General features: G+C 30.0%; 22 protein-coding genes. 9 read left to right on the plus strand and 13 right to left on the minus strand.

Annotated features, from left to right (window positions below):
- From ACTG3V_RS10725 to ACTG3V_RS10745, 5 genes are all read left to right on the plus strand, one after another.
- Positions 1-462, plus strand: a 462-nt coding sequence (locus tag ACTG3V_RS10725) for a DHH family phosphoesterase (protein ID WP_439132161.1), incomplete at its 5' end; no start/stop codon positions are given.
- On the plus strand, positions 452-985 hold the full coding sequence (gldI, locus tag ACTG3V_RS10730; RefSeq protein WP_439132162.1) for a gliding motility-associated peptidyl-prolyl isomerase GldI: 534 nt from the start codon (positions 452-454) through the stop codon (positions 983-985). The genes ACTG3V_RS10725 and gldI, both read left to right, overlap by 11 nt.
- Positions 986-989: 4 nt before the next feature.
- Positions 990-1,718, plus strand: a complete 729-nt coding sequence (locus tag ACTG3V_RS10735) for an FKBP-type peptidyl-prolyl cis-trans isomerase (protein ID WP_439132163.1) — start codon at positions 990-992, stop codon at positions 1,716-1,718.
- The gene (locus ACTG3V_RS10740) at positions 1,719-2,876 is read left to right on the plus strand and encodes a peptidylprolyl isomerase (RefSeq protein ID WP_439132164.1); all 1,158 of its coding nucleotides are present in this window, start codon (positions 1,719-1,721) and stop codon (positions 2,874-2,876) included.
- A gap of 1 nt (position 2,877) precedes the next feature.
- Positions 2,878-3,438, plus strand: coding sequence for a phosphatase PAP2 family protein (locus tag ACTG3V_RS10745; RefSeq protein ID WP_439132165.1), 561 nt, complete (start codon positions 2,878-2,880; stop codon positions 3,436-3,438).
- Here ACTG3V_RS10745 and ACTG3V_RS10750 read toward each other — a convergent pair.
- Both ACTG3V_RS10750 and ACTG3V_RS10755 read right to left on the minus strand, forming a co-directional pair.
- Complete coding sequence (locus ACTG3V_RS10750; protein ID WP_439132166.1) at positions 3,427-5,430, minus strand: LTA synthase family protein; 2,004 nt, start codon at positions 5,428-5,430, stop codon at positions 3,427-3,429. The genes ACTG3V_RS10745 and ACTG3V_RS10750 overlap by 12 nt on opposite strands.
- Positions 5,431-5,563: 133 nt before the next feature.
- Complete coding sequence (locus tag ACTG3V_RS10755) at positions 5,564-6,625, minus strand: TlpA disulfide reductase family protein (RefSeq protein ID WP_439132167.1); 1,062 nt, start codon at positions 6,623-6,625, stop codon at positions 5,564-5,566.
- 285 nt (positions 6,626-6,910) lie between these two features.
- Between ACTG3V_RS10755 and pheT the strand changes: the two genes are divergently transcribed.
- Positions 6,911-9,337: a phenylalanine--tRNA ligase subunit beta gene (gene pheT / locus ACTG3V_RS10760; protein WP_439132168.1), complete on the plus strand. Its 2,427-nt coding sequence runs from the start codon at positions 6,911-6,913 to the stop codon at positions 9,335-9,337.
- 43 nt (positions 9,338-9,380) lie between these two features.
- A complete protein-coding gene (locus ACTG3V_RS10765) occupies positions 9,381-10,415 on the plus strand; it encodes a quinone-dependent dihydroorotate dehydrogenase (RefSeq protein ID WP_439132169.1) in 1,035 nt (344 codons plus the stop codon).
- A 119-nt stretch (positions 10,416-10,534) separates the two neighbouring features.
- Here the strand turns inward: ACTG3V_RS10765 and ACTG3V_RS10770 are convergent, their stop codons facing one another.
- The 10 genes from ACTG3V_RS10770 to rlmD all read right to left on the minus strand — a co-directional run bounded on the left by ACTG3V_RS10770 (position 10,535) and on the right by rlmD (position 17,878).
- Positions 10,535-10,663 (minus strand): hypothetical protein, encoded by a 129-nt coding sequence (locus ACTG3V_RS10770; RefSeq protein WP_439132170.1) that lies wholly within the window; start codon positions 10,661-10,663, stop codon positions 10,535-10,537.
- 16 nt (positions 10,664-10,679) lie between these two features.
- Entirely contained in the window at positions 10,680-11,540 is an 861-nt protein-coding gene (locus ACTG3V_RS10775) for a substrate-binding domain-containing protein (protein ID WP_439132171.1), read from the minus strand.
- On the minus strand, positions 11,541-12,410 hold the full coding sequence (locus tag ACTG3V_RS10780; RefSeq protein WP_439132172.1) for a nucleoside phosphorylase: 870 nt from the start codon (positions 12,408-12,410) through the stop codon (positions 11,541-11,543).
- Positions 12,411-13,355 carry a DUF1835 domain-containing protein gene (locus ACTG3V_RS10785; protein WP_439132173.1) on the minus strand — a complete coding sequence of 315 codons (945 nt, stop codon included), beginning with the start codon at positions 13,353-13,355 and terminating at the stop codon, positions 12,411-12,413.
- Positions 13,356-13,415: 60 nt separating this feature from the next.
- Positions 13,416-13,739, minus strand: coding sequence for a translation initiation factor (locus ACTG3V_RS10790; RefSeq protein WP_439132174.1), 324 nt, complete (start codon positions 13,737-13,739; stop codon positions 13,416-13,418).
- Between the two features lie 76 nt (positions 13,740-13,815).
- A complete protein-coding gene (locus ACTG3V_RS10795; RefSeq protein WP_439132175.1) occupies positions 13,816-14,763 on the minus strand; it encodes an isopenicillin N synthase family dioxygenase in 948 nt (315 codons plus the stop codon).
- 132 nt (positions 14,764-14,895) lie between these two features.
- Positions 14,896-15,618: a DUF6048 family protein gene (locus tag ACTG3V_RS10800; protein ID WP_439132176.1), complete on the minus strand. Its 723-nt coding sequence runs from the start codon at positions 15,616-15,618 to the stop codon at positions 14,896-14,898.
- Positions 15,599-16,051 carry a DUF6452 family protein gene (locus ACTG3V_RS10805; RefSeq protein ID WP_439132177.1) on the minus strand — a complete coding sequence of 151 codons (453 nt, stop codon included), beginning with the start codon at positions 16,049-16,051 and terminating at the stop codon, positions 15,599-15,601. The genes ACTG3V_RS10800 and ACTG3V_RS10805 overlap by 20 nt, the downstream gene beginning before the upstream one ends.
- 4 nt (positions 16,052-16,055) lie before the next feature.
- Entirely contained in the window at positions 16,056-16,346 is a 291-nt protein-coding gene (locus tag ACTG3V_RS10810; protein ID WP_439132178.1) for a 4a-hydroxytetrahydrobiopterin dehydratase, read from the minus strand.
- 77 nt (positions 16,347-16,423) lie between these two features.
- Positions 16,424-17,878, minus strand: coding sequence for a 23S rRNA (uracil(1939)-C(5))-methyltransferase RlmD (gene rlmD, locus ACTG3V_RS10815; protein WP_439132179.1), 1,455 nt, complete (start codon positions 17,876-17,878; stop codon positions 16,424-16,426).
- Between the two features lie 393 nt (positions 17,879-18,271).
- Between rlmD and rocD the strand changes: the two genes are divergently transcribed.
- Together rocD and ACTG3V_RS10825 are read left to right on the plus strand one after the other, a co-directional pair.
- Positions 18,272-19,552, plus strand: a complete 1,281-nt coding sequence (rocD, locus tag ACTG3V_RS10820; RefSeq protein ID WP_439132180.1) for an ornithine--oxo-acid transaminase — start codon at positions 18,272-18,274, stop codon at positions 19,550-19,552.
- A gap of 109 nt (positions 19,553-19,661) precedes the next feature.
- Positions 19,662-20,111 carry a DUF5362 family protein gene (locus tag ACTG3V_RS10825; protein ID WP_439132181.1) on the plus strand — a complete coding sequence of 150 codons (450 nt, stop codon included), beginning with the start codon at positions 19,662-19,664 and terminating at the stop codon, positions 20,109-20,111.
- Between the two features lie 47 nt (positions 20,112-20,158).
- On the opposite strand, the gene ACTG3V_RS10830 is transcribed toward ACTG3V_RS10825, so the two are convergent.
- Positions 20,159-22,753 (minus strand): AsmA family protein, encoded by a 2,595-nt coding sequence (locus ACTG3V_RS10830; protein WP_439132182.1) that lies wholly within the window; start codon positions 22,751-22,753, stop codon positions 20,159-20,161.
- Positions 22,754-22,755: the final 2 nt, after the last annotated feature.

Consider the following 22,755-nt stretch of genomic DNA (forward strand, 5'->3'; position numbering starts at 1 on the left):
GCCGATTTAATTGACAAAGGTGCTGAAAACGATAGAATTCATAATAATGTATATGATGCGAATTCGTATAATAGATTGTTATTATTAGGGCAAGCATTAAGTAATTTGCAAATTTTACCATCTTACAAAACGGCATATATTACTCTAACAGATGATGAAAAAAAACGATTCGATTTTCAAAAAGGAGATACAGAAGGTGTTGTAAATTACGCTTTATCTTTAAAAGGTATTATTTTTGCAGCCATTTTTATTGAAGATAAAGAGCAAGAAATTATAAAAATTTCTTTTAGATCTAAAGGAAAATTTTCTGTAAACCAGTTTGCAAGAAATCATTTTGATGGCGGAGGACACGATAACGCAGCAGGAGGAAGGTCTGATTTATCAATGCCAAAAACAGTAACCAAATTCACAAGTTTGTTAAACCAATATCAACAAGAATTAGAAACCTCTTATGAAATATAGTTTTTTAGTTTTATGGATGTTTATAGGATACTCTTGTACTAAAATACAACCAAGAAAACCTGTCAACCCCAAACCTTCTACTACTTTGTATTTTGAAGCGATGCAGCAAAACAAAAGATTGAATAAAATAGAAGATGACAAAATTTTGGCATTAATAGAAAAAGATTCAACAAATAGGTATATACAATCATCAAGTGGTTTTTGGTACACTTATATTAACAAAATAGAAGAAGATTTACCAACACCAAAAAAAGGAGATGAAGTAGTTTTAGAATATGAAATTACCGATTTAAATGATTCAATTATTTATAGTAAAGAAGCTTTAGGAATTAAAAATTACATAGTAGATAAAGAAGATTTTATTTCTGGATTACAAAAAGGAATAAAGTTGATGAAAATAGGAGAAACCATTACATTTGTGCTACCATCTTACAGTGCTTATGGTATTGCAGGTGATAATAATAAAATTGGACTCAACCAATCAATTAAAAGTACAGTAACATTAATAAATATAAATAAATAGAAAAATGAGGGTATTAAAAAGTTTAGCAATTATTGCAGTTTTAACAATAATGGTTTCTTGTGGAAATCAAAAACCAGATGTAAGTTCTTTAGAAACTGAAATAGATTCAGCTAGTTATGCTTTGGGTATGGATATGGCTATAAAAGTAAAAGCCAACTTTAATGAAGCAGACACCGATTTATTTTTACAAGGATATAGAAACGGAATGGACTCTACCAACTTGTTAATAGAGCAAAAAGAGTTAAATAATTTCCTAAGAGCATTTTTTCAAAAGCAACAAGCAGAAAAAATGAAAGAAGCTCAAGAAAAAGCAGCTAAAGAAGCAGAAGAAAAATACGGGCACGTTAAAAAAGCTGGTGAAGAATTCTTAGCCTTAAATAAAGTAAAAGAAAATGTACAAAGTACAGAAAGTGGGTTGCAATATATTGTTTTAAAGGAAGGTAAAGGAGAAAATGTACAACCAACCGATAAAGTAAAAATACATTATCATGGAACTACTATCGATGGTAAAGTTTTTGATAGTACAGTAGATAGAAATCAACCTTACGAATCTGCAGCAAATATTTTTGTACCAGGTTTTAATGAGGCATTGGCTTTAATGAAAAAAGGATCTAAATACAAAGTATTTATTCCTCAAGAATTGGCTTATGGAGCACAACAAAGAGGTCAATTAATTCTGCCTTTTTCTGCTTTAATTTTCGAAATAGAAATTTTAGATATTACCAAATCATAAATGAAGAAAGCGTTATACATTTTTATTTTTTCTTTAATTCTTGTAGGTTGCACATCTGCTAAATATAAAGATTTGAGCGATGGTTTGTATGCAGAAATACAAACCAATAAAGGTGATATTTTAGTGGAATTATACGCTGATGCAGCACCAATGACTGTCGCAAATTTTGTGTCTTTAGCAGACGGTACCAATACCAAAGTACCAGACTCTATTAGAACCAATAAATTTTATGATGGAATTCGTTTTCATAGGGTTGTGAATAATTTTGTAATTCAAGCAGGTGATCCTACAGAAACAGGTAGAGGAACGCCTGGTTATAGATTTGGCGATGAATTTACCAGAGATAAAAACGGTAACTTATTGTACAAACATGATGATGCAGGTATTTTATCAATGGCAAATGGAGGACCAGAATCAAATGGAAGTCAGTTTTTTATTACGTACAGACCAATACCCAATTTAGATGGTAAACATACCGTTTTTGGAAAAACGGTACTAAACTCTAAACAATTAGAAAGTTTAAAAATGAATATCAAAGATTCTGTAGCTCTTGCCAAAGCAATTGATTCTACAAGAATGGCAGTTGTAAATAGTATTGCGCAGTTTGATACCATAAAAACGATTAAAATTATAAGATTAGGTAATGCCGCAAAATCATTTAAAGCAGACGAAGTTTTTAACGATGAGTTGATAAAATATGCTGCTAGCAAAGAAGATAGAAAAAAAGAGGAAGCTAAAGCAGAAGCCTTAAGATATGAAAAATATTTAATGGATAAAGCTGAGTTTTTAGCGAAAATGGATGAAGAAAAAGCTTTAAAAACAGACAAAGGCTTAAGTATTTTAATGTTAAAAAGCAACCCTTCTGGTAAAAAAGTAGTAAGCAATAAACCTATAAAAGCGCATTTTACTTTATATATTGCAGATGGTAAAAAAATTCAATCTACTGAAGAAACAGGACAACCTTTTGTGTTTCAATTAGATGATGAACAAAGACCAATGATTACCGGTTTTAAAGAAGGAGTTAAAGACATGAGAGTTGGCGAAAAAGCAAGATTATTTATTCCTTATCATATTGGTTTTGGACCAGATAAATACGGACCTTTTCCTGCAAAGTCTGATTTAGTTTTTGAAGTAGAAATTTTAGAAATAGGAAAATAATTTGTTCGATTCTATCATACAAAAAGACAAAGAACTATTAGTTTTCTTAAATAATTTAGGAAGCGAACAATGGGACCCATTTTGGTTGGCAATTACCAATCAATTGCATTGGGCCCCGTTGTTTGTTTTAATCTTTTATTTAATTATAAAATCTTTTGGTTGGAAAAGAGGTGGTTTTATGATTTTGGCCATGATTTTACTTGTTGCTTTTTCAGACCAATTTGTTAACTTAATTAAAGATTACACTGCACGATTGCGCCCAAATAACGATCCGCAAATTAAAGATTCTCTGAGAACTTTAATTAGGCCACAGAGTTATAGTTTTATCTCAGGTCATGCAACAACATCTACTTTTTTTTCAGTATTTGTGGTTTTATTGTTAAGAAAAAAGTACAAACGTATTTACTTAATCTTACTTTTTCCTTTACTATTTGCCTATAGTAGATTGTATTTAGGGGTTCATTTTCCTATTGATATTTTATTAGGAATTTTAACAGGAGTAGTGCTAGCAAATATTTATTATTTTTTCTTTAAAAAATTAGACCAAAAATTATTTGCCTGATTTTTTATTGTTAAAATACAAATACTTTGTAGCATGATAGTAAGCATTTAAAAGACTATCCATCTGAAAAGTTTTATACGGATATTTTTCTTTTAGATTTACCATCTTTTCACTTTTTAAATTGAACAAACCTTTAGTTTTAGAAATGTTTGTTTTATAGTAATACAAGCTATCTTGAAGAATTCCAACTGTTGGTTCTCCTTTCATTCTTAAATACACAAAAGAAGAAGGGTTTTTATAAGAAACGGTATCTAAAAGATTTCTACCTAAAGTATAATTTGTATGGTTTATTTTTAAAATACTCATTACTGTAGGAAAAAGATCTACTAATTTCGCATTTTTAGTATATACCTTTGGCTCTACAAATTTTGGTGCGTGAATAAAAAGCAAAGCATGTTGCAAGTTGATATTTAAATCATGCTCGTTAGTGTATTGTTTATTTCTGTTCATCATAGTATTATGATCTCCAAAAAACACAAAAACAGTATCATCATAATAGCCAGAAGTTTTAGCTCTTTCTAAAAAACGACCAATATTAAAATCTAAATAACGTAACGCATTTAATTGAGCAACAGATTTAAATCCAGATTTTTTCAATAAATTACTAGAAATTTCATCATCTGTAAGTGGAGTAAAACTTTCTTTTTGATCAGGAACTGTAAAAGGAATATGATTAGAAGCTGTTTGTATATAGGCAACAAAAGGTTTTTTTTGTTGGTGTAATTTTCTAAGTTCCTTATCAGATTCTTTAAATAAATCGTAGTCATCAATTCCCCAAACATCTGCTCTGTTTTCTGTGCTGTAACTACCTTCTTCAAAAATTTTAAGCCCTTTTATATTTGCTTGAAAAACGCCTCTAATATTAGCCCAATTTGCACTTCCTCCTAAAAAATACAATTTTTCATATCCTTTAAATTGATCAAATAAAATACGTTGGTCTATAATTAAAGGGTTTCTAGAAGCAGTTTTTACATCATTAATATCTGGTAAACCAGTAACACTTGCAAACACGCTAGCGGCTGTGCCAGATCTATGCACATAAAATTTGTTAAAACTTAAACTTTTCGGAATTAAAGAATCAATTTTTGGCGATGAATTAATGGGGTTTCCGTAGTAACTTAATGGTTTTACACCCACAGATTCTAACATTACAAAAACAACATTGGGTTTCGTTGGTAAAGTATCTTTAAAAATAACTTTACGTGTAAAGGAAACACTATCTTTTTTTAAATTTAAATCTTTGGCAATAACAGGATAATATTTTTTAAATTCCTCCATATTTACACCTTCGCTTCTAAATTTAAAGCTATCAAAAAAATACAACACAGGGTTCAAGGCAAACTGATTCACCTTACTGTTTTTAGAGAAAAAAGCTTCACTCCAACGTAATGGATAATGAGTAAAACTGTTATAAATACTAAAAGCTAACACTAAAAATGTAGCTATAAAATAAACAGTTTTTATTTTTTTATTCAGGTTAATTTGATTGTTGTTGTATTTTTGATATAGGTATTTAGAGGTTTTATAGATTAACAAACCCAAAATCAATAGTCCCAAAAGCCCTTTAAAAACAGGGTAACTTTCTAACAATACTTGTGATGAAATTTGTAAATCTTCAAGAAAACGTAAAGAGGCTGCATCTAATCTAACAGACAAATAATCATAATAGCCAAAATCGGTTAGATAAAAGAGTGCAAGAATTGTATAAACGAGTACAAGATAAATGTTGGCTAGTTTTTTGTAAAATGCACACTTAAAAAAGCGGTTGTTTACAATTAAAATTAAAATAGCCAAAGGAAATATAGCAATTGAAGCAAGTTTAATGTCAAAGCGTATGCCCAACAAAAATGCAGTTTGTTTTTGAAAAATACTTGCAGTTTCTAATTCTGCAAAAAAATAATAAAAAATAATTCTAAAAATAACGCTGAATACGAGCAACAACAAAAAATTACTGAAAATATACTTGATGTAATTAGGAATTTTTCTCAACATTGGTTTTAATTTAAAGCAAAGGTATTTATTATCGTTGAAAAGAATTAAAACGGATTCATTTATTTTATTTCAGATATTCTAATAGTAATGAATTTTGTAAAATCAACTTTTAGAGTAAATTTTATTAACCAAATTAGTCTTCATTTAGTAACGAATCCACAAAATGTTCAAAATCATCTGTAAATTCAGTATATTTTTCTCCTGTTGCTGGTCCATTAAAACCAGTATGAATTTTACGTACTTTTTTGTTTTTATCTAAAAAAATTGTGGTGGGATAAGAAATTACACGATTTAACATTGGCAATTTTTTAGCCGCTAAATTTTTATTTGCCTCATTACCAAACTGAGCTAATAAAATGGGGTATTCAATACCAACTCTTTCTTTAAAACGATTAATTCTTTGATAAGCAGTAGATCTCGTTTTTGCAACCTCAAATGCTAAAGCAATAATTTGTAAGTTATTATTCGGATTTTCTTTTAAATAATTTACCAAATATTTACTTTCGTCCAAACAATTTGGGCACCAAGTTCCCATAATTTGAATGATAATCACCTTGTCTTTAAACTCAGTATCACTTAAAGAAATCACCCTTCCTCTAGTATCAGGAAAAGAGAAATCAAAATATTCATATCCTTCTTTAATAAAGGTTAAATCGTCTTCTTTTGGCAATTTGTAGTCGTTATTTAGTTTTGCAGTAAAGGGCTCTTTCCAGTGATTATCAGAATAGAAGAATCCGTTTAAGGTAGAATCCGTAGCTTTTGCAGTAAATAAAAAAGCATGGGCACCATCAAAAGTAGATATTTTTAAAGAGTCTCCATCCATAATCCCTTCTAGATATCTATAATCTCCTGTAGTGGTTCTAAAGGTGCCTGTTACTTTATTTTCTTTTTGATTAAAAATACCTTTTGCTATATAGCTATCAGTCTCCGAATTTGCACTAAAAACGGTTTCCCAATTTCCTGTTATATTCACATTTGCATTTTCATTAGACAAAAAACGAACACTATTTTTTGTAGCTTTAAAAGGTACAACTCTATCTAAACTAGGTTTAATAAAACTACCTAGCAAGCCACTTTTGTTAATTTTTGCAACAAGATAACCTTCAAAAGCAGGCAGTTTAATGGTAACAGAATCATTTTTATACGTTATTTCGTCAACTATAATTTGTTCATCAGCATTAAAAATTGTGATCAAAGAATCATTTTTTACTTCAAAAATACAAGGTAACTTTTGTTGGTCTTGTACTTCTAAAACTGCCCTCTAAATTCCTTTTTCTAGCGTATTTTTAGTTGCAGTTTGGCAAGAAAAAAACATTAAAATACTGATTACCAGTATATAAATCCTCATGATAGTATCTTTTAATCAACATCGAATTTACAATAATTTAAGAACTTAATTTAGAATTAATTTCTAAGAATAAGTGTAACAAAATATTTAAAATTGGTTAAATTTGCCCCACTAAATTGATTAGAAAAAAATATGAAAATATCATACAATTGGTTAAAACAATTTTTACAGGTAGATTGGGAAGTTACTAAAACTGGTGAATTATTAACAGATTTAGGTTTAGAAGTTGAAGGAATTGAAACCAAAGAATCAATAAAAGGAAGTTTAAAAGGTGTAGTTACAGGTAAAGTTTTAACTTGTGTACAACACTCAAACGCAGACAGGTTAAAGGTTACCACTGTAGATTTGGGTGATGAAAAACCTGTACAAATAGTTTGTGGTGCACCTAATGTTGCAGCAGGTCAAAAAGTGTTAGTAGCTACTGTTGGTACAACCTTATATGATGATAAAGGCGAAGGCTTTAAAATTAAGAAAGGAAAAATTAGAGGAGAAGAAAGTCTTGGCATGATTTGCGCTGAAGATGAACTTGGCCTTGGCACTAGTCATGATGGGATTTTAGTTTTAGACGAAAACATTCAACCAGGTATTCCTGCAGCTGAAGTTTTTAAAATAGAAACAGATTTTGTTTTCGAAATTGGTTTAACACCAAACAGATCTGATGCTATGAGTCATTATGGAGTAGCTAGAGATCTAAGAGCAGGTTTAATTCAAAAAGACTTAAAACTAGAGTTGATTTCACCTTCTGTAAGTGATTTTCATGTAGATGAGAGAACCTTACGTTTTGATGTTGAAATTGAAGATAAAGATTTAGTACCTCGTTATTGTGGTATAACTATTACTGATATCGAAGTTAAAGAATCTCCAGAATGGATTAAAAATCGATTAAAAGCAATTGGTCTTACACCTAAAAATAATATTGTAGATATTACAAATTATGTTTTGCATGAATTGGGGCAGCCATTACATGCTTTTGATGCTCAAAAAATAAAAGGCAATAAGATAATCGTAAAAACTTTAGAAGAAGGTACAAAATTTACCACTTTAGATGAAGTAGAAAGATCTTTGTCTTCAGATGATATTATGATTTGCGATGCTGATGAAAATCCGCTTTGTATAGGAGGCGTTTTTGGCGGATTAAAATCTGGAGTTACAGAAAACACATCATCTATCTTTTTAGAAAGTGCTTATTTTAACCCAGTTTCTGTTAGAAAAACAGCTAAAAGACATGGTTTAAATACAGATGCATCTTTTCGTTTTGAAAGAGGTATTGATATCAATTGCACCAAATATGCGTTAAAAAGAGCAGCTTTATTGATTGAACAATATGCTGGTGGAAAATTGGCTTCAGATATTTCTGATTTTTATCCTATTAAAATGGAGGATTTTCAAGTATTTCTTTCCTATGAAAATGCCTATCGATTAATTGGTCAAGAAATTCCGAAAGAAACGATTAAAAATATTTTGGCTTCATTAGAAATTAAAATAAATAGTGAAACTGCTGGTGGTTTAGGGTTAACCATACCTTCTTACAGAACTGATGTTCAAAGAGAAGCAGATATTATTGAAGAAATTTTAAGAGTCTATGGTTACAATAATATTGAATTTTCGAATAAATTAAATGCTTCCATTACTTTTAATGATAATAAAGAAACAAAAATAGAAAATATTGTTGCCAATCAATTAAGTGCCTTGGGTTTTAATGAAACTATGGCAAATTCATTGACAAAACCAGAATATATTTCGCTTTCAGAGCATGTTAATAGCGATGCAAATGTGGAAATGTTAAATCCGTTAAGTAACGATTTGGCTGTGATGCGTCAATCGATGTTGTTTAGTGGCTTAGAATCTGTTGCATACAATATCAACAGAAAAAATACGGCATTAAAATTTTATGAATTTGGTAAAACTTATCATAAATACAATGATAAATACCAAGAAGATAAGCATTTAACGCTTTTTGTAACAGGGAATAGAACCAAAGATAGTTGGAATTCAAATTCAAATCCTTCTGATTTTTTCTACCTAAAAGGAATAATTATTACGGTTTTAGAAAGACTGGGCATACAAAAGGTAAAAGCTACGCCTGTTAAGAATGATGTTTTTTCTGAAGGAATTGCATTAAGTTTAGGGAAAATTAAGTTGGTAGAATTTGGTGTGGTTAAACGTTCGGTTTTAAAAGAATTCGGAATTAAGCAAGAAGTTTTATTTGCAGATTTTAGCTGGGACACTGTTTTAAAATTCTCAGGTAAAAAGAATATTAAAGTTGCTAATTTGCCTAAATTTCCATCAGTTAAAAGAGATTTAGCCTTATTGTTACCTTCATCAGCGCAATTTAAAGAAGTGTATAACTTGGCATTTCAATCAGAAAGAAAACTTTTAAAAGAAGTAGATTTGTTTGATGTTTATGAAGGTAATAATTTACCAGAAGGTAAAAAATCGTACGCAGTTAGTTTTGTTTTACAAGATGAAACTAAAACTTTAGAAGACAAACAAATAGATAAAATAATGCAAAAATTACAGCAAAGTTTTGAGAAAAACTTAGAGGCTGTTTTAAGATAATTTAGAAGCTCCAATTTTGGAGCTTTTTTTATATTTTTAGATCATGTATAAATCAATTATAAGACCTATATTTTTTCTTTTCGATCCAGAAAAGATACATTATTTTACGTTTTCTTTAATTCGAATTTTATGTAAAATTCCTTTTATACCTAGCATTTTTAGAGGAATTTATCAAGTAAATGATAAAAAACTAGAACGCACTTTATTCGGTTTAACCTTTAAGAACCCTGTAGGTTTGGCTGCTGGTTTTGATAAAAATGCAGTGCTTTACAACGAACTTGCAAACTTTGGTTTTGGTTTTATAGAAATTGGTACAGTTACACCAAAAGGTCAAGCTGGGAATCCTAAAAAAAGGTTATTTCGTTTAAAAGACGATCAAGGAATTATTAATAGAATGGGGTTTAATAATGACGGTTTAGAAGCTGCTATAGTAAAATTAAAAGAAAATAAAGGTAAGGTACTTATTGGTGGAAATATTGGTAAAAATACACTAACTAATCCTGAAAATTATACAGAGGATTATTTGGAGTGTTTTAATGGTTTACACCCTTACGTAGATTATTTTGTACTAAATGTAAGTTGTCCAAATGTTGGGAGTCATGCAAAATTAAACGATAAAGAATATTTGGTTGAATTAATTAGCGAATGTCAAAAATTGAATCATCAAAAAGAAACACAAAAACCAATTCTTTTAAAAATTGCACCCGATTTAAATACGATTCAGTTAGATGAAATTATTGATTTGGTTGCAGAAACGAAGATTGATGGTGTAATAGCCTCAAACACTTCTACTACAAGAGATCAATTAAAAGCAAGTCCACAGCGATTGCAAGAAATTGGTAATGGAGGTGTAAGTGGGCAACCTATAAAAAATCAGAGTACAAAAGTAATTCAATATTTATCAGAAAAATCAAATAAATCATTTCCAATTATTGGAGTAGGAGGTATTCATTCAGAACAAGATGCTTTAGAAAAACTAGAGGCAGGTGCAGATTTGGTGCAAATTTACACAGGTTTTATTTACGAAGGACCAGGTTTGGTAAAAAGAATTAACAAAGCCATTCTAAACAACAATTAAAATCAATTTTGCTAAAAACCCATTGAGAATGTATAAAAGCTTGATTTGAAATGCACTATAAATTACCTAAAATCCATTTAAAAGTGGATTCATTGCATTTAAAAATAAGAAACGTAATGTTAAAAAACGTCAGTTTGGTGGATGGTTGTGTGGTTGTCTGCTAAACCACAAGATTGTGAAGTGCTTCTACAAGACGAAAAACACATAATTCCTAAAATGCAAATTGCAATAAATACTAGTTTTTTCATTGATTTCTTTTAAGATTTAAATGTACATATTTTTTATGAATTCTCCCGAATTTATCTTCTTTTCAATAACGTTAAAACGTATCATTTTATTTTGAATACGTGTTATTAAATTTTTTGTAATTGGATTTCCATCATTCCATTCTGTGATTTTTAACCACTCTTGAATATCTTCAAGTTGTTGTTCGTATCGTTTTGAAAGAATTTTATCAATATTTTTAATTTTTTTGAAGTTTTTAGTTTCATTATTTATGATATTTAATACCTTTTTTACCTCATCAAAATTATTTTCTAAAACTTCATTTCTTACAGCAATTACAAAACAGGGCCAAGGAGTGGTGCAGTCGTCAATTCTTCTAAATGTTCCATCATCTACTAATGGTTTTGTAGTAAAGTGTTCCCACATAAAATAGTCAGCTTCACCATTAGTAAGTGCATCAATTCCTCCCTGCAGATTTTTAATCACTTTAAATTTTAATTTAGAGATATCCCAACCTTGATTATAGGCGTTTACAATTGCCATTAAATGAGATCCAGAGCCAAACCTACTAATTGCAATTGTTGCGTTTTCGAGATCTTCAATTTTTTTGAACCTTGATTTTGCACCAACATGAATGCCCCAAATTAAAGGTGTTTTTACAAAAGTTTGTACAATTTTTGAGGGATTACCAGCTGCAATATCTTTAATAATACCTTCTGTTAAAACAATAGCAATATCTACAGAACCATTCCTTAAGGCTTTACACATTTGTCCTGTACCACCAGGATAATCTTGCCAGCGTAAATTGATATTGTGTTTTGCGTATTCTTTATTTTTTAGTGTAATATACCATGGATAATTAAAATGTTCAGGTACACCACCAATTTTTAGATTTGTCATTTATTCAACTAATTTCTGAAGTGTATATGCAATTAAATCTGCTACTACTTTTTTAGGATTTTCGCTAAATGTGCCATTTGCTCTATTGGCTATTATAGCATTCATAGAAACTGCTTTATGGCCTAACAGTTTAGACATGGCATAAATTGCAGAAGTTTCCATTTCTAAATTGGTAATTCTATTGCCTTGAAAGTTAAAGCTGTCTATTTTCTGGTTCAAAGTTTCATCTTGGATGGCTAATCTTAAAATACGACCTTGTGGACCATAAAAACCGCCTGCTGTAGCAGTTATTCCTTGATATATCTTTGGTGATGCCAATTTATTTGCTAAAAAAGAATCATTAGAAATTAGTAAAGGATATGCCTTTTTACTACTCCAATTGGTGTGTTTTATAAAAGCATCCTCAATTTCTGGAAAACCAATACCATCAACTTTATAAAATTGCAGCATACCACTCAAATCAATGCCATGTGAACTTAATAAAAAGGAATTTACAGGAATATCACTTTGCAAAGATCCAGAGGTCCCAATTCTAACAATGGTTAATGGTGTAAGTTCTTTTTTTACAATTCTGGTTTGTAAATCAATATTTAATAAAGCATCCAATTCATTAAGTACAATATCTATATTGTCTGGCCCAATTCCGGTAGAAATAACAGAAATTCGATTTCCTTTAAAAGTACCAGTGGTAGTTTTGAATTCTCTTTTTTGGGTAGTAAATTCAATCGAGTCGAAATGTTGGGTTACTTTATCAACCCTATCTTGATCTCCAACCAAAATTATCGTGGTTGCAATATGTTCTGGTTTTAAATTTAGATGATAAATACTACCATCAGGATTTAAAATAAGTTCAGATTGTTTTATAGGCATTTATGAGGTTATTTGAAACAGCTTTTCCGATTTATTGTGATATAAAAAGCTGTATTTTTTTGAACCTCCAAGATAAGAAATATCATTTCTTATTTGGCCATAAAAATTAAGTTGATTTTCTAAAACATTTTTGCCTATTTTAGATAATTTAACTGGGTTAAAAGAATGGAATAATTTTCCTAATTCGTTTAATTTATTTTCATATTGCAAATCACCATAACCATAAACGTCTTCATCTTTTAATAATTGACCAATAAATTGATTTTTAGTTTTGGGTTTTTCTTGAACTGCAGTTCTCAATATTGAATTTTCAACACTATTTAAACCATTTTCAATAGATGGATATCTTTTTAAATGTGCTTCAACAGCAGAAGCTAAATAGGTGAAGGTTGAATTGGTTTTAGTTTTATAAACTCTTTCTAATTGAAGTGGAGAATCTGAACAATACAATTGCCAAATATAATCTGCATATTCAATATCATCTTGAGAAAGTTCTATTCTATTTTTAAAATGACTGTGAATTTGATTTTCATTTAATTCTGGTAATGCATACATTAATTTAGAATTACCAACTTTACCACTGCATACTAAAGAAATATGGTAACCTTTTCTGTAACGTTTTAACCAACTTATTACAGCTATCATGTTTATTTGACAGAACAAATCGTACTCAAACCATAATACAATTTCTTTTTGGTTCTTTTTGTTACATAAACTTCTGTATTCCTTTAAAGTATAATCAATAAATTTTTGTTTACTTACTTTATAAGACGATTTAAAAAAATCAAACCTATTTTTCCAAAAAGCTTCACTTCCAACATCAGTGGTAGTTTTACCTTCGCAAAGCATTTCTCTCCAAGTAATAAATTCTCCAGAAAACTTTAATTTTTTTAAATAATTGGTTGTACTATCTCCATTGGTAATGTGTAAAATTGATGCCCCCATAATTTAATTCTACAATTCGTTTTAATTGTTATCGTTTAGTTGATTACTGTGTTTAAAGTGTTAACCTCCAACACGTTTTACTTGAAATCCTTTGTCTTTTAGCATCTTCATTATTGTATCTCTAAAATCACCTTGAATAATGATTTTATCATCTTTAAAACTACCACCAACAGAAAGTTTGGTTTTAATTTCTTTGGCTAAAATTTTAAAATCTGATGTTGCTCCTGTATATCCTTCTAATATGGTTATTGGTTTACCTTTTCTTTTTTCGTATTTACAAAGTATAGGAGCATCTTGTAACCAAATATTAGATTTCTCTTTTACAGGTTCTGGAGTTTCCTTATGCTCTGGAAATAAGTTTTTTAGCTGATCTTTTAAATCCATTCTTTCAGTTTGCAGTCAGCAGTTTTCAGTATTCAGTCAGCTTATTACTGCCAACTGAAGACTGAAAAACTGCCAACTATTTTTTTAATCCTAATTCTTTTAAACGTTCTTCTAAAAACTGTCCAGCTGTAATATCTTCAAATTGTTTAGGGTTATTTTCGTCAATGCAGTTTTCTAGTACGTCTAATTTCATATCAGAAACAGGATGCATAAAAAACGGTATGGAATAACGAGAAGTACCCCACATTTCTTTTGGAGGATTCGTAACTCTATGTATTGTTGATTTGAGTTTGTTATTACTATGTCTCGATAACATATCACCAACATTAATCATTAATTCATCAGGTTCAGCCATGGCATCAATCCATTCTCCTTCATGATTTTGAACTTGCAACCCTTTTCCTTGAGCACCCATTAATAGGGTAATTAAATTAATATCTCCATGAGCAGCTGCTCTTTCTGCTCCTTTAGGTTCTGTTTTTATTGGTGGATAGTGAATTGGTCTTAAAATACTATTCCCGTTTTTAATATAATTGTCAAAATAAGTTTCTTCTAAGCCTAGATGTAAAGCCAAAGAACGCAAAACATATTTTGCCGTTTTTTCTAACATTTTATAGGTTTCTTTACCTACTTCATTAAATTTAGGAAGTTCTTCAACAATTACGTTTTTAGGGTATTCGTTAGCATATTTAGAATCTTCATCTACATATTGGCCAAAGTGCCAAAACTCTTTTAAATCTCCTTCTTTTTTTCCTTTTGCAGATTCTTTGCCAAACGAAACATAACCTCTTTGACCACCTATACCAGGAATTTCATATTTTTCTTTTACATCAGTAGGTAAATCGAAAAAATTCTTTATTTCTTTATATAAATTATCAACTAAAGTATCGTCTAAAAAATGACCTTTTAAGGCTACAAACCCTATGTTTTCATAAGCGTGACCAATATCATTAATGAATTGTTGTTTTTTGTTGACGTCATCTGACAAAAAATCAGCCAGATTTACACTAGGTATTTTGTTCATTTTTAGTTTATTGTTATCTAAACGAGCGTTTAAAGTTACAAAAAAAAGGTTTTAGAAATTCGTAAAAATAGCAACCTAATTTTCTAATATTTATTTTATTTAGACCTGAAAAGTACTAAATTCTTATTAAATTTATTTTTTTGAGAACGGAATTAGGTAAGATATTGTGTAATTAAACCCAAAACCAGTGCTACTATCAAAGATTCTATTAAAACCTGGAGCGTACAAAGTCTTGAAATTTTCGGGTTCTTTTACTCTTATTGCTATCTTATAAGAAAGGCTTGCACTAATAAAAACATTTGTAAATGTTTCTACTTTAAAGCCTAGCATAAATTCAGACCAATGCGCATTTAAACTTGTTGTTGTGTTTGGAAAAGTAGTATTACTTGTAAAGTAAGGTTCGCCTTTGTCTTCTCCGTTTACAACATTGGGTGTAAAGCTATTTAAGGTTTGATCAAAAATACTTAAGCCATATCTAAAACCAAAAAATACTTCATTATTCATGTCTAACCAGTTTTCATATAAATTATAGTTTATACCTAACCTAACATAAGTTCCACTAGCTGTTGAATTTGTAAAATCTTCTTTTGTAGTTACGTCTTCGTACCCTAGCTCAGCAGCTAAATAAAGCCGTTTTTTAATTCTATAATCTGCGACTACTTCAAAACCATTATTGTAATTACTATGTACAGCAGCTAAAATGGGTTTACTGATATCAACCCCAAACCGAATTCCATAAGGTGTTGTATAAACTATAGAATCTTGAACAGTTGATACACTGTCTTTAGGCTGAACTTGCGAAAATGCATCAACAACAATAAAAAATAAAAAAAAGTTAATGAAATACTTGAACATGTGCTGCATCTTGATTTTCTAATGTTGTTTCTATGCTATTCAAATCTGTAATCCAGTTGTTTGAAGGTGAAAATGATACATCAAAAAAATTTATTTTGAAACCGCAAGAACGCGAAACATATTCATTTTCTATATTGTAATTAATAGTAAACTTTTCTATCACACCATCTTTTGAAAAATTGTAAATGGTTTGTCTTGTATTACCATTTAAGGGTAATACTAAAGAATCTGTGGCAATATTTACAAAAATACTATCTTTATTTTCTGCCCAAACATAAAGTGATTCTGCAGATTTAGGTAATGTTCTATCAACATCATCATAAAAACGAAGAATCAGTTTAGGTGTTACTGGGTTTTGCGTACAAAAGTCGTCTTTTTCACATGCAGTAATGATTACTGCACACAATACAAGAAAACCAATTGTTTTTTTCATAAAGTTATTCTTCAACTTCTACTATTTGATTGATAGCCTTGGCTAATTTAAAATCTAATTCTGTTACGCCACCAGCATCGTGTGTAGTTAAGGAAATATCTAAAGTATTGTACACATTTGTCCATTCTGGATGATGGTTTAGTGCCTCACACTCAAAAGCAATTCTGTTCATGGCAGACATACAATCTTTAAAATTATCGAATTCAAAATCGGTATGTAAAGCGTCATCATAAAAATCCCAATCTGTTAGGTTTTCTAATTTTGCGTCAATTTCTGTGTTTGTAAGTTTTTTCATTTTTGGAGGTTTTATTTGTTGCTAAAATAGTTTCATTTTAAGAAATAAGCTTAAAACTTCACAAATAATTAACTGATTTAACATTTCTCAAACAAAACAACTGTTTCTATATGTGAGGTATGAGGAAACTGATCTACCAAACTCATTTTTTTTATCTGATAACCAGCTTGCGCTAATAATTCTGTATCTCTAGCTTGTGTAGCAGGGTTACAAGAAACATACACCATTCTGTCTGCATTTAGGTTGATGATTTTCTGTAAGGTTTTAGGAACAATGCCTGCTCTAGCAGGATCTAAAATAATGGTTTTTATTTTATTTTGATATTCTGGATGATGAGTTAAAAATTTACCCACATCTGCAGCATAAAATTTTAGTCCTTCTATTTTATTTCTTTTCGCATTTTTTTTCGCGTCTTCTATGGCAGAAGCTACAATATCTACACCAACAATTTTTGCATTTTTACTTTTGGATGCTACAATTTGCCCAATGGTTCCTGTGCCACAAAATAAATCCATAACTACAGTATTGTCTACTTTTGTTTTATCTTCCAAAACATAATCAACTACTTTTGAGTATAATTTTTCTGCGGATTTAGGATTGGTTTGAAAAAAGCTTTTCATACTAATTTCAAAATTTAAGCCTAATAATTCTTCTACAATTTTGTCTTTTCCGTATATTAAATTGATACTTCCTGAAGTAGCAATAGTTCTATCTCCAATTTCATCGTTAATGGTGTGCAATAAACCTGCAACTCTATCACCAAAAAGTGATACAAGAAATTCTGCAAATTTTTGTAGGTTGAACTTAGGCAAATCATAAGAAGTAGTTACCAAATTGAATAATAATTCGTTGGTTTTGTATGATTTCCGAACTACAAAATATCTAAAAAAACCTTCTTTTCTAGGACCATGCCAAGGTTGTAAACCCGTATCAAAACAATATTTTCTGATGTTCTTTAAATTATCTTCAAATTCTTTGTCAAACAAACCAGAATCCTTCTCTAGATTATCTCCCATCCACCAAACTCCACGTCTTTTAAAACCAAGCGTAAATTCGTCTTTGTCAGTTTTATTAACTCTATCATAACCAATGGCAGAAAACCCATATTCCATTTTATTACGATAATGGAATACGTTTGGTGACGAAATAAATTCATCAAATAAATCATCGATATTCTCAACTTTACCAATTCTTTTAAAAAGAGATAAGGTGCTTTCTTTTTTATATTGATGTTGCAACTCAATAGGCAATTGAATATAAGGCGCACCAGGAATATCTTGAAAAGGAACTTCAACTTCATCAGGTGATGCTTGTAAAACATCAATTAATTTGGCTTCAGCATATTTTTTGCTAGTCTTTTTTATTTGTGCTTTTACCAATTGACCTGGTAAAGTATTGGGAACAAAAACTACAAAACTGCCTTCATCTGAATGGATTCTTGCAATTCCTTTTCCGCCAAAAGCGTAATCTTCAATTTTTAACTCTAAAACTTGATTTCTTTTTACAAATTTATTGTGTTCTCTACGTGGCATTTTGTCTTGTTTATTGGTTTGCGAAATTAAGAAAAGTTATTGATTAAGTCCTCAAAGGTTTTTAAAACCTGTGAGGTCTGCGCTACTTAAAGAGCAATTTGTATTTCTATGGAATTATTATTTTTAAACAGGCATTTTGCGTAAGGGATTGAAGTGGCATCCCCTGAACTTGTTTCAGGGATATAACGTAAAGCCCGACTTTAATCCTGAATGCTTTCAGGATAAAGGAACGCCCTAAATTTTGGCAAGCTCGGTTTTAGGATGAACCTAAAATTTTCACTATTTTTGCAATACTTCAGGGATGATTTCTTTCCCACGCTGAATTTTCGGTACCAACTGAAAGGATAAAGGTAGAACAGGAATGTTTTTAGTATAAACATTTAAATAAATAGAATGACTGTTTTAGACAAGTTAAGTTCGCAAGAAGCGATAGCATTAGAAAATGAATATGGGGCACACAATTATCATCCACTTCCTGTGGTATTAAGTAAAGGTGAAGGTGTGTATGTTTGGGATGCAGAAGGGAAAAAGTATTATGATTTTTTGTCTGCATATTCTGCTGTAAATCAAGGACATTGCCATCCTAAAATTGTAGATGCAATGGTAAATCAAGCAAAAACATTGAGTTTAACTTCTCGTGCTTTTTACAATGATATGCTAGGCAAATATGAGAAATTTGCGACTGAACTTTTTGGGTTTGATAAACTTTTGCCAATGAATACTGGTGCTGAAGCTGTTGAAACAGCTTTAAAAATAGCCAGAAAATGGGCGTATGAAGTAAAAGGAATTAAAGAAAATAAAGCAGAAATTATTGTTTGTGAAAATAATTTTCATGGAAGAACAACTACTATTATATCGTTTTCTAATGATCCTGTAGCACGTAAAAATTTTGGACCTTATACCAAAGGTTTTTTAAAAATTGAATACGATAATTTACAAGAATTGCAAGAGGCTTTAGAAAACAACCCGAATGTCGCTGCTTTTTTGGTAGAACCAATTCAAGGTGAAGCTGGTGTATATGTGCCTTCTGAAGGCTATTTAGCTGCTGCAAAACAATTGTGCGAAGATTATAAGGTGTTATTTATTGCTGATGAAGTACAAACAGGAATTGCAAGAACTGGACGTTTATTGGCTACTTGTGGAAATTGTACTTGTGCTGATAAAAATTGTTCTGGAACACCAGAAGTAAAACCAGATATTCTAATTTTAGGAAAAGCACTTTCTGGTGGTGCCTATCCTGTTTCTGCAGTTTTGGCAAATGACAATATTATGAATGTTATTCGTCCAGGAAATCATGGGTCTACTTTTGGCGGAAACCCAATTGCAGCAGCTGTAGCTATTGCTGCCTTAACTGTTGTGGCTGACGAAAAATTGGCAGAAAATGCAGAAAGATTAGGAGAAATATTTAGAGCAGAGTTAACCGAATTTTGTAAAGAAAATGATTTGGTAGAATCTGTTCGAGGAAAAGGATTGTTAAACGCAATTTTAATTAACGATTCTGAAGAAAGTTCTACGGCTTGGGATATTTGCATACAATTAAGAGATAATGGTTTATTGGCAAAACCAACACATGGCAATATCATTCGTTTTGCACCACCTTTGGTGATGAATGAAGCGCAGTTAAGAGATTGTATTGCAATTATAAAAAAGACTATTACTGAGTTCAATACGTAAAACTTAGTAAGTTTATAATACGAACCACAAATTCACAGAATTTTAACTGTGATTTTGTGGTTTCTTTTTTTTACTTTTGATAGCAGATCAATTTAAATTAGAATACCCCATGAAAAGTCCGTTAACGCAATTAGAACAATTAACAGTTACCTCTAAGTCAAAAAGTTTTTTAAAAGAGATTAGCAGTTGGTGTTTTTTCTTTTCTATTCTAGGCTTTATAAGTATTTTACTTTTTGTAGTAGTTGCTGTATTAATGGGTACTGTTTATGCACCAATGCTTGATTTACTTACACAACAACAAGGAGTCTCTAACATGGGTACGTACTTAATGGTGGTGTATTTAATAGTTGCTATACTGTATTTTTTTCCTGTGTTGTATTTATTTAAATTTTCAAGAAAAATGAAAGCGGCGTTAGCCACTAAAAATGATGATACTCTAGCTGATGCTTTTGAGAACTTAAAATCTCATTTTAAGTTTATTGGTGTTATGACCATTATTTTTATCTCTTTGTATGCGCTTTTATTTGTGTTTTCAATTTTTGCGGGTTCTCTAATCTAACAAAAGTTTTTACAGTTTCTTAATTATTAAGAAGATAATTTATAGGATTAATTTTTAACTGTATCTTTTTTCTTTTTGCCAAAAAGATTTCCTAAAACGCCTTTAATTTTATCTTTTGTATCCTCTTTTTTTGTGGAGTCTTTTTTAACACCCAATAAATCAATCAATTTGTTTTTTCCTTTATCTAGCAAACTTTTCTTTTGTTTTTCAATCAAATCTTTGACTAGGTTAGCAGTTGCATCTTTAAGATTTGTAGAAAAATTTGGACTTGTAAAACTACCTTTGATATTGGCTTTTACAGGAATGTTTTTGATATTGGCTGCATCTTTTGGTGATAATTTTGATAGTAAGCTCGTTACTTCTGTACCTAAATATTTTACAGGAACATCAAAAACAATATCGTAATTCATCACATTATCAAAAGTATGATTTCCAGAGATTTCCATGTTAATATCTTTATAGCTAACAGGAATTGGTTTTACATTTACTTGTCCATCTTTAAAGGCGAAATATGCATTAATTCCGTCTAAATTTAGCTTGCTCATATCCAAGAAATTTACTTTGTTATCTAACAAAGACAAAGCTTTTGAATTGCTAGCATTTAGTTTTGGATCTAATAATTTACCAAATAAATTTCCAGAAATGGTTCTTAAATTCGGAGTCATATTATCATTTAAATTTCCAGAAACCTCAATTTTAGAATTTATTTTACCACCAATGGTTTTGGCAATAGGCGCAATAGCTTTTAGCATTTCTAAATTGGTAAAAGACTCAGAAATATTCAATTTATCTAAATTCAAATCCATTTTAAAACTAGCTGTTTTTCCTTTAGTAGATACATTTCCATCAAACCCAATCTTACCTCCAAATACATCTGTTTTTAAATTCTGTAAGTTTACAGCTTCATCTTTTACATAGATGGTTCCTGAAACATTTTTTAAGTTAATATTGTCATAAGTAACATTTTTTGCATTTGCTACAAATTTACAATTCAAAAAAGCAGGAATTTTAAGTTGCGCATTTTCAGTAGTAGTTTCGGTAGTTGTTGTTTCTTGGGTTAAAAAATCATCAACTTTAAAATTATTAGAATTTAAGGTGAAATTTCCCTTTAACTCTTCGTTGTTGAATAAAAATCCATAGAAATTAGCTAAACCACCTTTTATGGAAATGTCAGAATTTCCTGTTTTTGCATCAAAATCTTTCAATTCTATGGATTTTGTAGTAAACCCAATTTCGGTTTTTTTGATATAAAAAGCATTCGCAACCTCTTTGCTATCGTATTTAAAATCGGTAACACTTACAGTTCCTGAGTTTTTTACATTTTGATATAATCCTTTTTCAATCGCATTCATATCAAAACTAGAAGAAACATTGGCATTTAAAATTCCGGCTAATTCTTGTTGCATTGGTGCAGGGTATACTTTGCCAATATTAGCCAAATTCATTTTACCTTTTGCCGTTAATTGAATTTTAGGATTGGTCGTTAAATTTTCAATTGTTGCATTTGTTGCAAATACATCATCATCAATTTTAAATGTTAAATTATTTACATTGATATAAGTGTCTTTTGTGTTTCCTGTTTTGTTGATGATTTTAGTGTCAATAGTAATGTTTTCAACCGCTTTTGGTAAATCATCATATTTAAACATAGCGTTATTAGAAGAAAATGTAATATCAAAACTAGGAATGGTTTTTTCTGATAAAGTGCCTTTTACAGAACCTTTTAAATCGAAATTTCCTTGAGTTTTTATTGCGTTTAAATTTCCAGAATATTGCTTTGGTAACAAAGCGAGTAGGTTTTTAAAATCTGAAGTTGGTGTTTTAAAATTGATATTATACAACTGATTTTCCTCTACCAATTGAATAAAACCATCAAACTGTAATGGCAATTGATTTATAAATCCTGTGTTTTCTTTAAATGAATATTTGCTGTTTTTTAAGTCGATGCCCAAAACCGCATCTAAAGTAATCGCAACATCGTGTATGTAGTTTACGTTATCATAATCATAAGATAAAATAGCTTCAGATTTGGTATCTAAATCTAAAACATCTGCTGCAAAATTTCCTTTTCCTGTATGGTTTATGTTGTTTAAATGCAGTTGCATGTTAGCACCTCTGTCTATATAATTAAAGTTCATGTTTTCTAAACCATAATCTTGAATGTCTAAAGAAAAAGAATTTTCTGTTGTTTTGGTTTCTGAATTTTCTGTTGATTTTTTAGCGATATCATAATTCCCAGCTCCATTTTCATCAAAAATAATATTTACAACTCCTGTTGAAGTATTGATGCTTTTTAATTGCAAAGGTTCATCTGCATTTTTAAAAAGCTCTGTAATTTTCATACTCAGGTTTAGTGTTTTTGCTTGGTATAAAGTATCTCCTAAAAAAGGCGCTTTGTTGGCAATAACAATATCACTAATTGAAATACTTGCCAGCGGAAAATCACTAAAAAAACTCAAATTGGTTTCAGAAAAAGAAAAAGTTGCGTTGATATTGCTATTGATTGTTTGCGTTATCAACTGCTCAATTTTATTTTTAAACAAAAAAGGTGCAGAAAATAATGCAATGAGTACAACAAGTACCGTAATTAAACTCCATTTTAAAATTCTTTTTCCAATGGGCTTTTTTTTCTTTTGATTCATAA

It is taken from the genome of Polaribacter sp. (assembly GCF_965660385.1).
Taxonomy (GTDB): domain Bacteria; phylum Bacteroidota; class Bacteroidia; order Flavobacteriales; family Flavobacteriaceae; genus Polaribacter.

Coding starts and splice junctions, on each gene's coding strand:
- ACTG3V_RS10790 (WP_439132174.1), bottom strand. CDS start 13,739: ATGGATTTAAAAGATCAGCTAAAAAACTTATTTCCAGAGCATAAGGAA.
- ACTG3V_RS10735 (WP_439132163.1), top strand. CDS start 990: ATGAGGGTATTAAAAAGTTTAGCAATTATTGCAGTTTTAACAATAATG.
- ACTG3V_RS10805 (WP_439132177.1), bottom strand. CDS start 16,051: ATGAAAAAAACAATTGGTTTTCTTGTATTGTGTGCAGTAATCATTACT.
- ACTG3V_RS10750 (WP_439132166.1), bottom strand. CDS start 5,430: ATGTTGAGAAAAATTCCTAATTACATCAAGTATATTTTCAGTAATTTT.
- ACTG3V_RS10770 (WP_439132170.1), bottom strand. CDS start 10,663: ATGAAAAAACTAGTATTTATTGCAATTTGCATTTTAGGAATTATGTGT.
- rocD (WP_439132180.1), top strand. CDS start 18,272: ATGACTGTTTTAGACAAGTTAAGTTCGCAAGAAGCGATAGCATTAGAA.
- ACTG3V_RS10795 (WP_439132175.1), bottom strand. CDS start 14,763: ATGAACAAAATACCTAGTGTAAATCTGGCTGATTTTTTGTCAGATGAC.
- ACTG3V_RS10800 (WP_439132176.1), bottom strand. CDS start 15,618: ATGTTCAAGTATTTCATTAACTTTTTTTTATTTTTTATTGTTGTTGAT.
- ACTG3V_RS10775 (WP_439132171.1), bottom strand. CDS start 11,540: ATGACAAATCTAAAAATTGGTGGTGTACCTGAACATTTTAATTATCCA.
- ACTG3V_RS10830 (WP_439132182.1), bottom strand. CDS start 22,753: ATGAATCAAAAGAAAAAAAAGCCCATTGGAAAAAGAATTTTAAAATGG.
- ACTG3V_RS10740 (WP_439132164.1), top strand. CDS start 1,719: ATGAAGAAAGCGTTATACATTTTTATTTTTTCTTTAATTCTTGTAGGT.
- ACTG3V_RS10780 (WP_439132172.1), bottom strand. CDS start 12,410: ATGCCTATAAAACAATCTGAACTTATTTTAAATCCTGATGGTAGTATT.
- ACTG3V_RS10825 (WP_439132181.1), top strand. CDS start 19,662: ATGAAAAGTCCGTTAACGCAATTAGAACAATTAACAGTTACCTCTAAG.
- ACTG3V_RS10810 (WP_439132178.1), bottom strand. CDS start 16,346: ATGAAAAAACTTACAAACACAGAAATTGACGCAAAATTAGAAAACCTA.
- ACTG3V_RS10765 (WP_439132169.1), top strand. CDS start 9,381: ATGTATAAATCAATTATAAGACCTATATTTTTTCTTTTCGATCCAGAA.
- ACTG3V_RS10785 (WP_439132173.1), bottom strand. CDS start 13,355: ATGGGGGCATCAATTTTACACATTACCAATGGAGATAGTACAACCAAT.
- rlmD (WP_439132179.1), bottom strand. CDS start 17,878: ATGCCACGTAGAGAACACAATAAATTTGTAAAAAGAAATCAAGTTTTA.
- gldI (WP_439132162.1), top strand. CDS start 452: ATGAAATATAGTTTTTTAGTTTTATGGATGTTTATAGGATACTCTTGT.
- pheT (WP_439132168.1), top strand. CDS start 6,911: ATGAAAATATCATACAATTGGTTAAAACAATTTTTACAGGTAGATTGG.